The sequence below is a fragment of the Streptococcus parasanguinis genome (genome assembly GCF_032163505.1).
GTDB lineage: Bacteria > Bacillota > Bacilli > Lactobacillales > Streptococcaceae > Streptococcus > Streptococcus parasanguinis_V.
Genome location: NZ_CP134147.1, coordinates 1,840,680 through 1,856,143, shown reverse-complemented (window position 1 = coordinate 1,856,143; position 15,464 = coordinate 1,840,680). Strand labels below are relative to the sequence as shown.

General features: G+C 42.9%; 11 protein-coding genes. All 11 read left to right on the top strand.

What is annotated here, in order from left to right:
• Positions 1-9: 9 nt before the first annotated feature.
• The 11 genes from purR (at position 10) to glnA (ending at position 15,360) form a co-directional block, all read left to right on the top strand.
• On the top strand, positions 10-825 hold the full coding sequence (purR, locus tag RIN70_RS09215) for a pur operon repressor (RefSeq protein WP_003012466.1): 816 nt from the start codon (positions 10-12) through the stop codon (positions 823-825).
• A gap of 23 nt (positions 826-848) precedes the next feature.
• Complete coding sequence (locus RIN70_RS09210) at positions 849-1,421, top strand: hypothetical protein (protein WP_024054651.1); 573 nt, start codon at positions 849-851, stop codon at positions 1,419-1,421.
• 205 nt (positions 1,422-1,626) lie between these two features.
• A complete protein-coding gene (gene rpsL, locus RIN70_RS09205) occupies positions 1,627-2,040 on the top strand; it encodes a 30S ribosomal protein S12 (RefSeq protein WP_003003125.1) in 414 nt (137 codons plus the stop codon).
• Between the two features lie 19 nt (positions 2,041-2,059).
• Positions 2,060-2,530: a 30S ribosomal protein S7 gene (rpsG, locus tag RIN70_RS09200; protein WP_003003105.1), complete on the top strand. Its 471-nt coding sequence runs from the start codon at positions 2,060-2,062 to the stop codon at positions 2,528-2,530.
• Between the two features lie 415 nt (positions 2,531-2,945).
• The gene (fusA, locus tag RIN70_RS09195; RefSeq protein WP_003003071.1) at positions 2,946-5,027 is read left to right on the top strand and encodes an elongation factor G; all 2,082 of its coding nucleotides are present in this window, start codon (positions 2,946-2,948) and stop codon (positions 5,025-5,027) included.
• Positions 5,028-5,306: 279 nt separating this feature from the next.
• Entirely contained in the window at positions 5,307-6,317 is a 1,011-nt protein-coding gene (gene gap, locus RIN70_RS09190; RefSeq protein WP_003003093.1) for a type I glyceraldehyde-3-phosphate dehydrogenase, read from the top strand.
• 234 nt (positions 6,318-6,551) lie between these two features.
• The gene (locus RIN70_RS09185; protein ID WP_070594478.1) at positions 6,552-11,342 is read left to right on the top strand and encodes an endo-beta-N-acetylglucosaminidase; all 4,791 of its coding nucleotides are present in this window, start codon (positions 6,552-6,554) and stop codon (positions 11,340-11,342) included.
• 203 nt (positions 11,343-11,545) lie between these two features.
• Positions 11,546-12,745 (top strand): phosphoglycerate kinase, encoded by a 1,200-nt coding sequence (locus tag RIN70_RS09180; protein ID WP_070594479.1) that lies wholly within the window; start codon positions 11,546-11,548, stop codon positions 12,743-12,745.
• 268 nt (positions 12,746-13,013) lie between these two features.
• The gene (locus RIN70_RS09175) at positions 13,014-13,547 is read left to right on the top strand and encodes an FUSC family protein (RefSeq protein ID WP_003008874.1); all 534 of its coding nucleotides are present in this window, start codon (positions 13,014-13,016) and stop codon (positions 13,545-13,547) included.
• 67 nt (positions 13,548-13,614) lie between these two features.
• Complete coding sequence (locus RIN70_RS09170; RefSeq protein WP_003008872.1) at positions 13,615-13,974, top strand: MerR family transcriptional regulator; 360 nt, start codon at positions 13,615-13,617, stop codon at positions 13,972-13,974.
• 39 nt (positions 13,975-14,013) lie between these two features.
• On the top strand, positions 14,014-15,360 hold the full coding sequence (gene glnA, locus RIN70_RS09165) for a type I glutamate--ammonia ligase (protein WP_003016943.1): 1,347 nt from the start codon (positions 14,014-14,016) through the stop codon (positions 15,358-15,360).
• Positions 15,361-15,464: the final 104 nt, after the last annotated feature.

Here is a 15,464-nt window from a genome sequence, read left to right as displayed (position 1 = left end):
GGTGAGAAAATGAAATTAAGAAGAAGTGAACGGATGGTCGTAATTTCTAATTACTTGATCAACCATCCCTATGAATTGACTAGCCTCAATACGTTTGCGGAAAAGTATGAGTCTGCCAAGTCTTCCATCTCAGAAGATATCGTGATCATTAAGCGTGCGTTTGAAGAGATGGAAATCGGAAATATTGAGACCATTACAGGAGCTGGTGGAGGTGTTATCTTTACACCGTCTATCTCAGATCAAGAATCCAAAGAAATCGTCGAAGATCTTTGCAAGCAACTGTCTGAAAGTGATCGTATCCTTCCTGGTGGCTACATTTACCTGTCTGATCTTTTGAGCAATCCAAAGATTTTGAATCGGATCGGCCGCATCATTGCCAAAGCCTTTCGAGATAAGAAAATTGATGCTGTCATGACCGTAGCGACCAAGGGAGTTCCTTTAGCGAATGCAGTGGCCAATGTCTTGAATGTTCCATTTGTCATTGTCCGTCGTGATTTGAAAATCACAGAAGGGTCAACCGTTAGTGTCAACTATGTTTCAGGCTCAAGTGGGGATCGCATTGAGAAAATGTTCCTTTCAAAACGGAGCCTAAAAGCAGGAAGCAGGGTCTTGATTGTCGATGACTTCCTTAAAGGTGGCGGAACGATTAACGGGATGGTCAGTCTCTTGGCTGAATTCGATTCTGAATTAGCAGGGGTAGCTGTCTTTGCGGATAATGCTGCAACCGACCGTGAATTCTTTGAACACAAATCCTTATTGCGCGTGACCAACATCGATGTAAAAGAAAATAAATTGAGTGTCGAAGTTGGGAATATCTTTGATTAAGAGCAACAAAGGAGGATCAAAAAGTGAAAAGAATTTTAGATCGATTTGATAATAGTCCTTTGTGGATTCGCTTGGTGACAGTTCTGTCTCTATCCTTTATTTTGGTAGCTGGTTTGTATACCGTTAAAAAGAATACAGCTGCCCAGGTAACGACAGAAATTCAACCTGCTAAAAAAACAGGTTCCCTTCCAGTGAAAAAGGAAACAAAGGAAGAAAAAGAAAAGAAGGAAGAAAAGAAAAATACAGAAGCTGCTGAAAAAGCAGTCGTTCAAATGGAAACAACTCCAAGTCAAGATTCTGTGAACGCTGCCCAAGCTGCTGTGAAGAAAGTCAAAGATGCGACTCAAAAGCAATCGCTTGAGGCCCGTATCCAATACATCGCTAACTATTATGGACTGACCTATGAGAGCGACACAGCGGCAACACAGCAGACTCAAACAGACGCTAATGCCAACACGAACGCGAACGCAAATACTAATGCCAATGCCAATGCTGGAGTAGCTGGAGCCAATGCGACAGTTCAACCACAACAGCAACAGCAGTATGCTCCGGCCGCAGATGCAGGGGCAGAAGAACCTGCTGAAGCTGGTCAATAATGAACTTTTTCGACTTCTTTAAAAAATAAAAAAACATCTTGCAATCAAAGTGCCGTCATGTTATAATAATAGACGGTACTTTTTACTTTTGGTCTCTCAAGAGTGTACAGGGACGTGCTGACAAATGTTGCAAAAGTACACACAGATGGTAGCTGTCACCAAGTGTACCATCACCAAAAATAAAAAATTTCACAGGAGAATGTAGATGCCTACAATTAACCAATTGGTTCGCAAACCGCGTAAATCAAAAGTAGAAAAATCTAAATCACCAGCTTTGAACGTTGGTTACAACAGTCATAAAAAAGTTCAAACAAACGTTTCTTCACCACAAAAACGTGGTGTTGCAACTCGTGTTGGAACAATGACACCTAAAAAACCTAACTCTGCCCTTCGTAAATTTGCCCGTGTACGTTTGAGCAACTTGATCGAAGTAACTGCTTATATCCCAGGTATCGGACACAACTTGCAAGAACACAGCGTGGTTCTTCTTCGTGGTGGACGTGTAAAAGACCTTCCAGGGGTACGTTACCATATCGTCCGTGGAGCACTTGATACTGCAGGTGTAAACGATCGTAAACAAGGCCGTTCTAAATACGGTACTAAAAAACCAAAAGCATAAGGAAAGGGGATAAAGAAAAATGAGTCGTAAAAACCGTGCGCCTAAACGCGATGTATTGCCAGATCCGCTTTACAATTCACAATTAGTTACTCGTCTTATCAACCGCGTTATGCTTGATGGTAAACGTGGTACAGCTGCTTCAATCGTTTACGGAGCTTTCGAACAAATTAAAGAAGCTACTGGAAACGACGCTCTTGAAGTATTCGAAACAGCTATGGAAAACATCATGCCTGTACTTGAAGTACGTGCTCGCCGTGTCGGTGGTTCTAACTACCAAGTCCCAGTTGAAGTTCGTCCAGAACGTCGTACAACACTTGGACTTCGTTGGTTGGTAACAATCGCTCGTCAACGTGGTGAACACACAATGGTTGATCGTCTTGCAAAAGAAATCTTGGATGCAGCGAACAACACTGGTGCAGCTGTTAAGAAACGTGAAGATACTCACCGTATGGCTGAAGCTAACCGTGCATTCGCACACTTCCGCTGGTAAGATCAAGATACTAAGGGCGTTAAAAAAGCGATTGAAAATTAGGAAGCTTGACGAAGAATCAAAGATTCTAGGTAAGCTTATCTATTTTCCAAGCTTTTAGCCCGGGTTCAATTATGATACTAAGAGCGGCAAAGGCCCAAGGCAAAAATAGGAAACTGATGCAGTGTTCGATGAACACAAAGCAGTTTATCTTTTTTGCACCGGGCCTCGCTCGGGTTCAAATCAGTTAACTTGAGCTTTTAGCCCGAGTTCAATTAAGCTTCGTCAGCTCTTGAACCCAATTCAACTCTTCTTACAAGTTGGAACCAAAACTTAGCATGAAAACACTGAAAACGGGTAGGTCCTGCCTATCCGTTTTTATTAAATCATGTTATAATAGAATATAGAAATAAAAAATATAGGAGAAACAAACCTCATGGCACGCGAATTTTCACTTGAAAAAACTCGTAATATCGGTATCATGGCTCACGTCGATGCTGGTAAAACAACTACAACTGAGCGTATCCTTTACTACACTGGTAAGATTCATAAAATCGGTGAAACTCACGAAGGTGCGTCACAAATGGACTGGATGGAGCAAGAGCAAGAACGTGGTATCACCATCACATCTGCCGCTACAACAGCTCAATGGAAAGACACTCGTGTAAACATCATCGACACACCAGGACACGTGGACTTCACTATCGAAGTTCAACGTTCACTCCGCGTTTTGGACGGTGCTGTAACCGTTCTTGACTCACAATCAGGTGTTGAGCCTCAAACTGAAACAGTTTGGCGTCAAGCAACTGAATACGGAGTTCCACGTATCGTATTCGCTAACAAGATGGATAAAATCGGTGCTGACTTCCTTTACTCAGTAAGCACACTTCATGACCGTCTTCAAGCAAACGCTCACCCAATTCAATTGCCAATCGGTGCTGAAGATGACTTCCGCGGAATCATTGACTTGATCAAGATGAAAGCTGAAATCTATACTAACGACCTTGGTACAGATATCCTTGAAGAAGATATTCCAGCTGAATACCTTGAACAAGCTCAAGAATACCGTGAAAAATTGGTTGAAGCAGTTGCTGAAACTGATGAAGACTTGATGATGAAATACCTTGAAGGGGAAGAAATCACTAACGAAGAATTGAAAGCTGGTATCCGTAAAGCTACAATCAACGTTGAATTCTACCCAGTACTTTGTGGTTCTGCCTTCAAGAACAAAGGGGTTCAATTGATGTTGGATGCAGTCCTTGACTACCTTCCAAGCCCACTTGATATCCCTGCAATCAAGGGTGTAAACCCAGATACAGACGAAGAAGAAGAACGTCCAGCATCTGATGAAGAGCCATTTGCAGCTCTTGCCTTCAAGATCATGACTGACCCATTCGTAGGTCGTTTGACATTCTTCCGTGTTTACTCAGGTGTCTTGAACTCAGGTTCATACGTATTGAACACTTCTAAAGGTAAACGTGAACGTATCGGACGTATCCTTCAAATGCACGCCAACACTCGTAAAGAAATCGAAACAGTTTACTCTGGAGATATCGCTGCTGCTGTTGGTTTGAAAGATACTACAACTGGTGACTCATTGACAGATGAAAAAGCAAAAATCATCCTTGAATCAATCGAAGTTCCAGAACCAGTTATCCAATTGATGGTTGAGCCTAAATCTAAAGCAGACCAAGACAAGATGGGTATCGCCCTTCAAAAATTGGCTGAAGAAGATCCAACATTCCGCGTTGAAACAAACCCTGAAACTGGTGAAACAGTTATCTCTGGTATGGGTGAGTTGCACTTGGATGTCCTTGTTGACCGTATGAAACGTGAATTCAAGGTTGAAGCTAACGTTGGTGCTCCTCAAGTATCTTACCGTGAAACATTCCGCGCTTCTACACAAGCACGTGGATTCTTCAAACGTCAATCTGGTGGTAAAGGTCAGTTTGGTGATGTTTGGATCGAATTTACTCCAAACGAAGAAGGTAAAGGATTCGAGTTCGAAAATGCGATCGTCGGTGGTGTGGTTCCACGTGAATTCATCCCTGCAGTAGAAAAAGGACTTCAAGAATCTATGGCGAACGGTGTTCTTGCTGGTTACCCAATGGTTGACGTGAAAGCTAAGCTTTACGATGGTTCATACCACGATGTCGACTCATCTGAAACTGCCTTCAAGATCGCTGCATCTCTTGCACTTAAAGAAGCTGCTAAGACTGCACAACCAGCTATCCTTGAACCAATGATGCTTGTAACCATCACAGTTCCTGAAGAAAACCTTGGGGATGTTATGGGTCACGTAACTGCTCGTCGTGGACGTGTAGATGGTATGGAAGCACACGGTGCAAGCCAAATCGTTCGTGCATATGTACCACTTGCTGAAATGTTCGGTTACGCTACTGTCCTTCGTTCTGCAACTCAAGGACGTGGTACCTTCATGATGGTATTTGACCACTACGAAGATGTACCAAAATCAGTACAAGAAGAAATCATTAAAAAAGCTAAAGGTGAAGCTTAATTTACCAATGCTTAAAAACTCTTCCCACTTTGGGAAGAGTTTTTCTTTGTTCCAAAAGTGAGTACAAGTAAAATAGCGCTTTTCCGATCGATCAAGACTTTGTGAAAAACTTTAATAAAAGAGGTGGTGATCTATGATAAATCTTGCTTTTCGTTGGGAAATAGTTGCTTTTTAATGCAATAAAGTATATAATAGAGACTGTTAAAAGATGTTTGGCGCTGTGTCAAGTTACTCTTTTCACAAAAAATTTTTTTGATTTTCATAAGGAGGAAATCACGAATGGTAGTTAAAGTTGGTATTAACGGTTTCGGTCGTATCGGACGTCTTGCTTTCCGTCGTATCCAAAACGTAGAAGGTGTTGAAGTTACACGCATCAACGACCTTACAGATCCAGTTATGCTTGCACACTTGTTGAAATACGATACAACTCAAGGTCGTTTCGACGGTACTGTGGAAGTTAAAGAAGGTGGATTCGAAGTTAACGGTAAATTCGTTAAAGTTTCTGCTGAACGCGATCCAGAACAAATCGACTGGGCTAACGACGGTGTAGAAATCGTTCTTGAAGCAACTGGTTTCTTTGCTACTAAAGCAGCTGCAGAAAAACACTTGCATGCTGGTGGTGCTAAGAAAGTTGTTATCACTGCTCCTGGTGGATCAGATGTTAAAACAGTCGTATTTAACACTAACCACGATATTCTTGATGGTACTGAAACAGTTATCTCAGGTGCTTCATGTACTACAAACTGCTTGGCTCCAATGGCTAAAGCTCTTCAAGATAACTTCGGTGTTGTTGAAGGATTGATGACTACTATCCACGCTTACACTGGTGACCAAATGATCCTTGACGGTCCACACCGTAAAGGTGACCTTCGTCGTGCACGCGCTGGTGCTGCTAACATCGTTCCTAACTCAACTGGTGCTGCTAAAGCAATCGGTTTGGTTATCCCTGAATTGAACGGTAAATTGGACGGAGCTGCACAACGTGTTCCTGTTCCAACTGGATCAGTTACTGAATTGGTAGTTGTTCTTGACAAGAACGTTACTGTTGATGAAGTGAACGCAGCTATGAAAGCAGCTTCAAACGAATCATACGGTTACACTGAAGATCCAATCGTTTCTTCAGACGTTGTAGGTATGTCTTACGGATCATTGTTTGACGCAACTCAAACTAAAGTTATTGACGTTGACGGTAAACAATTGGTTAAAGTTGTTTCATGGTATGACAACGAAATGTCTTACACTGCACAACTTGTTCGTACTCTTGAATACTTCGCAAAAATTGCTAAATAATTCATGCGTATGATGAGAGGAGGGAAACCTCCTCTTTTTTTGTACTTTTTTTAGGGCTTTCTCATCATATTATAGGAATTGATAAAATAGATTGACAGTGCTAAATAGATTAGGGTATCCTATTCTTGATTGGAGATTTCTAATACAACGAAATGAAAGCGATTACAGGTCGTGGAGAAAGGAGCCAATGGAAATCGCTCAAGAAAAAGAAAAAAACCATACAAGGAGGTCAAGATGAAAGGTCATCGATTTGAAAAGAAAGAACGATTTAGTATACGAAAATTCAGTGTGGGAGTTTGCTCCGCATTGATTGGGTTAGCATTTTTAGGAACAGGCGCTGTCTCTGCAGATGAGACGGTTTCTACTAGTGAACAACCCTTGGAAACCTCTTCAGTAGCGACTGAAGATGTTAATCATCTAGTGAGAGAAGCTGGCGTCTATACTGCAGATGCGGCACTTCCTACGGCTGATCCTGCAAAACCAGCCGCAGAAGCGGTCACTCCAGAGGCTAGTCCTACAAGTACAGAAGCTAGCTCGACAACTACAGATATTCCAGCTGTTTCAGAGACTGAAAAACCGAAAGCTACTGCTGAGAAAGTGGCTGATTTACCAACCAATGAAGAAAAACAATTAAGACCCAAAGAAGTTAAGTTCGATACCTGGGACGATCTCTTGAAGTGGGAACCAGGAAAACGAGTGGATGACGATATGAACAGAGCAAGCGTTCCACTTGCGAGTCGTTTCCAAGGAAAACAAATTAATGAACAAGCCAACCCTGAAGCGAAGATCCAAGCGCTGTCAAACATGAACTCCAAAGCCAAGGATCATGCGTCTGTCGGCGGGGAAGAGTTTAAGGCCTATGCTTTTGATTACTGGCAATATTTGGATTCTATGGTCTTTTGGGAAGGGCTGGTCCCATCAGCAGATGTGATCGATGCTGCACACCGAAATGGGGTTCCTATTTATGGAACAATCTTTTATAACTGGTCTAGCAGCATCAAGGATCAAGAACATTTTGCAGAAACCTTGAAAGAAGATAGTGAAGGGTCTAAGACCTTCCCGATCGCCCGTAAATTAGTAGAACTGGCCAAGTACTATGGCTTTGATGGTTACTTTATCAACCAAGAAACAACCGGAAATCTTGTAGAACCATTGGGTCCAAAATTGAGAGATTTTCTTCTTTATACCAAGGAATATGCGAAGAGTCTGAACTATCCGATTAAGTATTCCTGGTATGATGCTATGACCTATGAATATGGTCGTTACCATGAGAATGCGCTGGGAGAATACAACTACAATTTCATGCAGCCAGAAAATGGGGAAAATCCAGTTGATACCTTCTTTGCTAACTTTAACTGGGGCAAATCAGAAGTTGATTATTCCATCAGTACAGCCAAATGGATTCATCGGAATCCTTATGATGTTCTAGCTGGACTTGAGCTCCAAAAAGGAGGCTCTTATAAGACTAATGTAGACTGGAATGCTATTTTAGATGAACATGGCAAGTTGCGTCTATCCCTTGGTCTTTATGCGCCAGATACCATTACAGGTCTAGGAAAGACTGGAGAAGGTTACCATACCCATGAAGATCTATTCTGGACAGGTTTCCAAGGAGATCCGACCAAAGGGAAACCAGCAGACCAATCTTGGTACGGTATGTCCAATCTAGTAGTGGATAAAACCCCAATCACAAGTGAAGATTTTAATACTTCCTTCAACACTGGACACGGAAAACACTGGTTTGTGGACGGCAAGATTTCTAAAGAAGGGGAATGGAACTACCGTTCTGTTTCTGGCTACCTTCCAACCTGGCGTTGGTGGGTAGAGCATAGTGAAGATAGTACACCATTGAAAGGTCGCTATGATTTTGATCAAGCCTACAATGGAGGAAATTCTCTAGCCTTTGAAGGGGATTTAAAAGCCAATAGCAGTCAAAATGTCATGCTCTATTCGACCAAGATTCCTGTGACAGAAACGACAAAATTGAGCGTCAGTCATAAAGGTGGGATAGGAGCAGCTGCCTGGGTAGCTGTTGCCACAAAAGAGGACTACTCTGAATATGAATGGAAAGAATTGACACCGAGTGCAGATTGGTCTACTCAAACCTTTGATTTGGGAAGTTTGGCTGGCAAGACCATTTATGCTGTGAAGATGTTCTTTGACCATGATACGGATGTCAAAGACTACAAATTTAATCTCGGCCAATTGTCGATTACGTCGAACCAAGAGAAACCAGCTACTCCAGCAGAAGTATCCGTTCGGGCAAAACGCCTACAAAATGCGCAAGAAGCAGAAGCAGTCCTCAATTTTAAAGGGGTAGCAGATGCAGATTATTATGAAGTCTATGAAAAAGATGGCGACAACTGGCGTCTCTTAACAGGGTCTTCTGCGACAACTGTCTATCTACCAAAAGTTAGCCGTTCAGCAAGTGCTGAAGGAACCACTCAGGAACTCAAGGTTGTGGCAGTTGGAAAGAATGGTCAACGTTCGGATGCGGGAACTGTAGCCTTTGATTGGGGCATGACCGTGTCAGATACCAGTCTACCAAAAGCTTTAGCGCCAAACGTGGTCATCGGAGCCAAAGTGATCGGTTCGAGCTTCCCGGATGCGGATGGTAGTGAAGGCATCGAAGGTATGTTAAATGGTACCATTACCAGTCTTTCAGATAAATGGTCTTCTGCTCAATTGAGTGGAACCGTCGATATTCGTTTGACACAACCACGGACCATTGTTCGTTGGGTCATGGACCATGCCGGTGCGGGTGGAGAATCTGTCGACGATGGCAAGATGAATACCCGTGACTTCGACCTTTACTACAAGGATGAAGCGGGTGAATGGAAGCTTGCTAAGGAAGTTCGTGGCAATAAAGCCCATGTGTCCGACATTACACTCGACCATCCAATCAAGGCTCAAGACTGGCGTCTCCATGTCATTACGGCAGATAACGGCACCCCATGGCAAGCCATCCGGATTTACAACTGGAAGATGTATGAAAGTCTGGATACTGAAACGGTCAACATTCCGATGAAACATGCTGCAGCGCAAAACTTAGGTAATCATTTTGTCCAAGTCGGCTTCATAGATGTTCCGGCCGATACCACTCTGACTCTTTATGCCGATAAAGAAGCCACTAGTCCAATTGCGACCATGACAGCCGATCAAGCTGGAAATCTCATCTTTAAACCGCTCGCTTTTGAATCAACCCCGTCTCTTCTTTACTATCGTGCACAAGTTCCTGGTAAAGATATCAGTAATGTTTTGGCGATCGAAGTTCCAAAGAATGATAAAGAAATTGCGGGACTTCAATTTGAAGATGGATTGACCAAGAAGGTCTACCGGGAAGGCGATGCCCTTTCCTTGAAAGGGGCGACTCTCCGAGTTCATTATAAAGATGGCCAAGCAGATCAACTGGTCAACCTCACCAACTCAGGTGTAGAGATTCATGGATTTGACAGTAGCAAGCTGGGAGAACAACACCTAGAAGTTTCTTACCTTGGTCAGAAATTAGGTAAGACTCTCACTGTTTTTGTGGTCAGTGCAGAGGAAGCAGGTGAAAAAGCAGTTGCTGGTCTAGAATTGACCGACAAACCAAAAGTGGAATATATTGTCGGAGAAGCATTGGAGAAGGAGGGTGGACGCTTTACAGTCGTCTTTGAAGATGAAACGACCGAAACGCATGCCTTGACAGATGAAGGTGTGGAAGTGACTGGCTTTGATGCGACCAAGGAAGGTCGTCAAACCATCACTGTCCATTACAAAGGAGCTAGTACAAGCTTTGATGTCCTCGTGAATCCAAAACCAGCTCTCAACGATGAATACCTTAAGCAAAAATTGTCTGAAGCTGAAGCTGCAAAAGCCAAAGTAGACTTTACTTTTGCGACTCCTGAAGTCAAAGAAGCCTTGCTGGCTGGAATGGCTGCTTCTGAAAAAGTCTTGAAAGAGCATGATACCAGCACACAAGATCAAGTCAATGAGCAGTTGAACCAATTGACCGCTCTCTTGAAAGCCTTGGATGGTCAAGCCAATCTAACAAAAGAAAAAGAAGCTCTCTCTGCTCTGACAACAGAAGCGACTGCTCTATTAACAAGCAAGCCAAATCACCCTTCTGGAGAGGCTTTGCAGGCACTGGTTGAGAAAAATAAAGAGCTCCTAGATTCTTCAGAGCTCACTCCTGAAGCGCTTGAAACAGCTAAGACAGGTCTAGAGACCTTGATTGCGCTCCTGAAAGAAGATAAGCCAGCGGTCTTTGTAGACCCTGCGACTGGAGTCGAAGTTCAATTCTCCAACTTAGAGCCAACCGTTGTCAAAGGACTAAAAGTCGCAAAAGTTGAAGCCAATCAGGTAGAAAAAGAAGAGCTGAAGGGCCGAGAAGGAATCGTATTTGATATTGAAGGCGTGGATGCAAGCGGTCAAGATATCGATACCCACCATCCATCCCTTGTGAAAATCCCTGTGGATAAGGATAAAGAAGTGGAGCAAGTTCTCTTCTTCCCAGAAGGTCAAGCTCCTCAATCCTTGGCCTTTGAGAGAGTTGGAGATGTAGTCATCTTTACAGCTCCTCACTTTACTCACTATGCGATTGTCTATAAGCCAGCACAAACGGAAGGACCAGATCAACCGATCCAACCAGAGGAACCGGCTAAACCTGATCAGCCTGTTCAACCAGCTCAACCAAATCAACCAGTCCAATCAGCTGCCCCAGTGACTCCGGATCCAGCTAATCCATTGAAGCCTACAGAGTCTTCTCAAGTGGATCAGTTGGCCCCAACGACTTCTACTCAAGCGGGTCATCAAGAGGAAAAACACAAGGATATGGTTGATCAAGAGATCCATCAGTTGTTAAGTGCCCACCAAGGGGGGAACGCACAGCCAACAGTTCAGCAAGAAACAAAAGATGCCAGCAAAGAAAGTCAATCGGAACACTTACCAAATACGGCAAGCCTAGAAGCTTCCTTTGCAGCTGAAGCTGTTCTCCTAGCAGCCTTAGGCGGCTTCCTCTTGGCTGGTAAGAAGAAAGAAGAGTAAGTCTTTTACAGGATTCTTTCGTTCACTTAAAAAGTCACTCTCAAAAAAACCTCTCTGGTGAAAACTAGAGAGGTTTGATCTTGTATCTAGAAGTGTCGTTCGGATCCTGCGAATTAGAGGGGAAAAGCATTGGATTTTTCTACCTCTTTTACAGCTTTTGTGATATAATTATCATGTATTAAAAAAAGAAGGAGTCATATCTAATGGCAAAATTGACTGTTAAAGACGTTGACTTGAAAGGGAAAAAAGTTCTCGTTCGTGTTGACTTCAACGTTCCTGTAAAAGATGGCGTGATCACTAACGATAACCGTATCACTGCAGCTCTTCCAACTATCAAGTACATCCTTGAACAAGGTGGACGTGCAATCCTCTTCTCTCACCTTGGACGTGTAAAAGAAGAAGCAGATAAAGAAGGTAAATCACTTGCTCCTGTAGCTGCTGACTTGGCTGCTAAATTGGGTCAAGAAGTTCAATTTATCCCAGGTGTTACACGTGGTGCTGAATTGGAAGCAGCTGTTAACGCTCTTGAAGATGGACAAGTTCTCTTGGTTGAAAACACTCGTTTCGAAGATGTTGATGGCAAGAAAGAATCTAAAAACGATCCTGAACTTGGTAAATACTGGGCATCACTTGGAGATGGTATCTTCGTAAACGATGCATTTGGTACTGCTCACCGTGCACACGCATCTAACGTTGGTATCTCTGCAAACGTTGAGAAAGCTGTTGCTGGATTCCTTCTTGAAAACGAAATTGCTTACATCAAAGAAGCAGTTGAAGCTCCAGAACGTCCATTCGTAGCTATCCTTGGTGGATCTAAAGTATCTGACAAGATCGGTGTTATCGAAAACTTGCTTGAAAAAGCTGATAAAGTCCTTATCGGTGGTGGGATGACTTACACATTCTACAAAGCACAAGGTATCGAAATCGGTAACTCACTTGTAGAAGAAGACAAATTGGATGTGGCGAAAGCTCTTCTTGAAAAATCAAACGGCAAATTGATCTTGCCAGTTGACTCAAAAGAAGCGAACGCATTTGCTGACTACACTGAAGTGAAAGACACTGAAGGTGAAGCAGTAGATCCAGGATTCCTTGGTCTTGATATCGGTCCTAAATCTATCGCTAAATTCGACCAAGAATTGACTGGTGCGAAAACAGTTGTATGGAACGGACCTATGGGTGTATTTGAAAACCCTGACTTCCAAGCTGGTACAATCGGTGTGATGGACGCTATCGTGAAACAACCAGGCGTTAAATCAATCATCGGTGGTGGTGACTCAGCAGCTGCTGCGATCAACCTTGGCCGTGCAGACAAATTCTCATGGATCTCTACTGGTGGTGGTGCTTCTATGGAACTCCTTGAAGGTAAAGAACTTCCAGGTCTTGCAGCTTTGACTGAAAAATAATCTAAATAGAATGAAAGAGGCTGGGACAAAAGTCCTAGCCTCTCAATTATTTTTGGATTGTCGAGCAAGACGCAGTGGTTGAGTGAGCTCTACTACGCTGATTTCATCAGCCTTTACAGCCCTACTCAACTGTGCGGAGGTGGGACGACGAAATCGAATTCTAACGAATTAGCGATTTCTGTCCCGCTCTCTTTTTTCTTTCTATTTATATCTGTTCTCTCCTTTTTGAAAATATGGTAGAATAATAGAAATAGAAAGACAGGTGACCATGGATTACTTTAAACGACACAAATTTGATTGGTCCAAATTCCGTTTGGGGATGAGAACCTTTAAAACAGGGATTGCCGTTTTTATTGTACTACTTATTTTTGGAATATTTGGCTGGCGAGGCCTTCAGATCGGGACGTTGACAGCTGTTTTTAGTTTGAGGGAAGACTTTGATAAGAGTGTCCACTTTGGGGCTTCGCGTGTCATGGGCAACAGTATCGGAGGTTTTTATGCTGTATTGTTCTTCCTTTTAAAAACGCTCTTTCATGGGGCGTATTGGGTGACTCTTATTTTTGTACCCATTGCGACCATGTTAACCATTATGACAAATGTCGCTATGAATAATAAAGCAGGAATTATCGGAGGAGTTTCGGCAATGCTGATCATTACCCTTTCGATTCCTAACGGAGAAACCTTCTTGTATGTTTTTGCCCGAATATTTGAGACCTTTATTGGTGTTTTCGTTGCGATTTTGGTCAATTCGGATGTGGATCGCATTCGCGATTTTCTCAAGAAACACAAAAAACCTATGTAAGATTATATAACATTTAATCTTGACATAGATTTTTTTTTCGATATAATAGAATAGAAAGAGGAATGGTATGAAGGAAAAGGAATTACGACGCTCGCTGGCAGTCTTTCCGATTGGAAGTGTTATGAAGCTGACCGACTTGACAGCTCGCCAGATTCGTTATTATGAAGATCAGGGATTGATTTCTCCTGATCGGACAGAAGGCAATCGCCGCATGTATTCGTTGGACGATATGGACCGCCTGCTTGAGATCAAAGATTATATCTCAGATGGCTTCAATATTGCGGATATTAAGAAGAAATATGCGGAAAAAGAGCAAGAGCAAACCAAGGTTGTCAGTCAAGAAGAGATCCGTAAGGCTCTTCATCGTGACATTCTTCAGCAAAGTCGCTTCACATCTTCCCCATCGCCATATGGTCAATTTCGTTGATCATTTCATAAGCTTGTAATCTATTTTAAGGAGACAAAAATGTCAATTACTGCTGCAGATATTCGCCGTGAAGTAAAAGAAAAAAATGTTACTTTTATTCGCTTGATGTTCTCTGATATTTTGGGAACCATGAAGAACGTCGAAATTCCAGCTACCGATGAGCAACTGGACAAGGTTCTTTCAAACAAAGCCATGTTTGATGGTTCTTCTATCGAAGGATTTGTCCGTATCAACGAGTCAGATATGTATCTTTACCCAGATTTGGATACATGGACAGTCTTCCCTTGGGGAGATGAAAATGGTAGCGTAGCTGGCTTGATCTGTGATGTCTATACGACAGAAGGGGAACCATTTGCAGGAGACCCACGTGGCAACTTAAAACGTGCCCTTCGTCATATGGAAGAGCTTGGATTCAAATCCTTTAACCTTGGTCCAGAACCGGAATTCTTCCTCTTCAAGTTGGATGAAAATGGAGATCCAACTCTTGAAGTAAACGACAAAGGTGGCTATTTTGACTTGGCTCCAACAGACCTTGCAGATAACACTCGTCGTGAAATCGTAAATGTCTTGACCAAGATGGGCTTTGAAGTAGAAGCCAGCCACCACGAAGTAGCCGTTGGTCAGCATGAAATCGACTTTAAGTATGACGAAGTGCTTCGCGCTTGTGACAAGATCCAAATCTTTAAACTCGTTGTGAAGACCATCGCTCGTAAACACGGCTTGTATGCAACCTTTATGGCCAAACCAAAATTTGGAATTGCCGGATCAGGTATGCACTGTAATATGTCTCTCTTTGACCAAGATGGCAACAATGCCTTCTTTGATCCAGAAGATCCAAAGGGCATGCAATTGTCAGAAACAGCTTATCACTTCTTGGGTGGTTTGATCAAGCATGCATATAACTTTACAGCGGTGACAAACCCAACGGTTAACTCTTATAAGCGTTTGGTGCCAGGATATGAAGCACCCGTTTATATCGCTTGGGCAGGTCGCAACCGTTCCCCATTGGTACGTGTGCCAGCATCACGTGGTATGGGAACTCGTTTAGAATTGCGTTCCGTAGACCCAATGGCTAATCCTTATGTAGCCTTGGCAGTCTTGCTTGAAGTTGGCCTTCACGGGATTGAAAATAAAATCGAAGCACCTGCTCCGATCGAAGAAAATATCTATGTGATGACACCGGAAGAACGTAGAGCAGCTGGAATTACAGATCTCCCTTCTACCCTTCACAATGCCTTGAAAGCCTTGACAGAAGACGAAGTGGTGAAAGCTGCCTTGGGTGAGCACATCTACACCAGCTTCCTTGAAGCCAAACGAATCGAATGGGCAAGCTATGCGACCTTCGTATCTCAATGGGAAGTAGACAACTATTTAGATCTTTATTAAGAAACAAGAGTAAAGAGGCTAGGACAAAAGTCCTAGCCTCTCAATTATTTTTGGATTGTCGAGCAAGACGCAGTGGTTGAGTGCGCTCTACTACGCTGATTTCA

What these genes read in the sequence shown, in the direction of transcription:
- purR (WP_003012466.1), top strand. Translation starts at nt 10, where the DNA reads ATGAAATTAAGAAGAAGTGAACGGATGGTCGTAATTTCTAATTACTTG.
- rpsL (WP_003003125.1), top strand. Translation starts at nt 1,627, where the DNA reads ATGCCTACAATTAACCAATTGGTTCGCAAACCGCGTAAATCAAAAGTA.
- rpsG (WP_003003105.1), top strand. Translation starts at nt 2,060, where the DNA reads ATGAGTCGTAAAAACCGTGCGCCTAAACGCGATGTATTGCCAGATCCG.
- fusA (WP_003003071.1), top strand. Translation starts at nt 2,946, where the DNA reads ATGGCACGCGAATTTTCACTTGAAAAAACTCGTAATATCGGTATCATG.
- gap (WP_003003093.1), top strand. Translation starts at nt 5,307, where the DNA reads ATGGTAGTTAAAGTTGGTATTAACGGTTTCGGTCGTATCGGACGTCTT.
- RIN70_RS09185 (WP_070594478.1), top strand. Translation starts at nt 6,552, where the DNA reads ATGAAAGGTCATCGATTTGAAAAGAAAGAACGATTTAGTATACGAAAA.
- RIN70_RS09180 (WP_070594479.1), top strand. Translation starts at nt 11,546, where the DNA reads ATGGCAAAATTGACTGTTAAAGACGTTGACTTGAAAGGGAAAAAAGTT.
- RIN70_RS09175 (WP_003008874.1), top strand. Translation starts at nt 13,014, where the DNA reads ATGGATTACTTTAAACGACACAAATTTGATTGGTCCAAATTCCGTTTG.
- RIN70_RS09170 (WP_003008872.1), top strand. Translation starts at nt 13,615, where the DNA reads ATGAAGGAAAAGGAATTACGACGCTCGCTGGCAGTCTTTCCGATTGGA.
- glnA (WP_003016943.1), top strand. Translation starts at nt 14,014, where the DNA reads ATGTCAATTACTGCTGCAGATATTCGCCGTGAAGTAAAAGAAAAAAAT.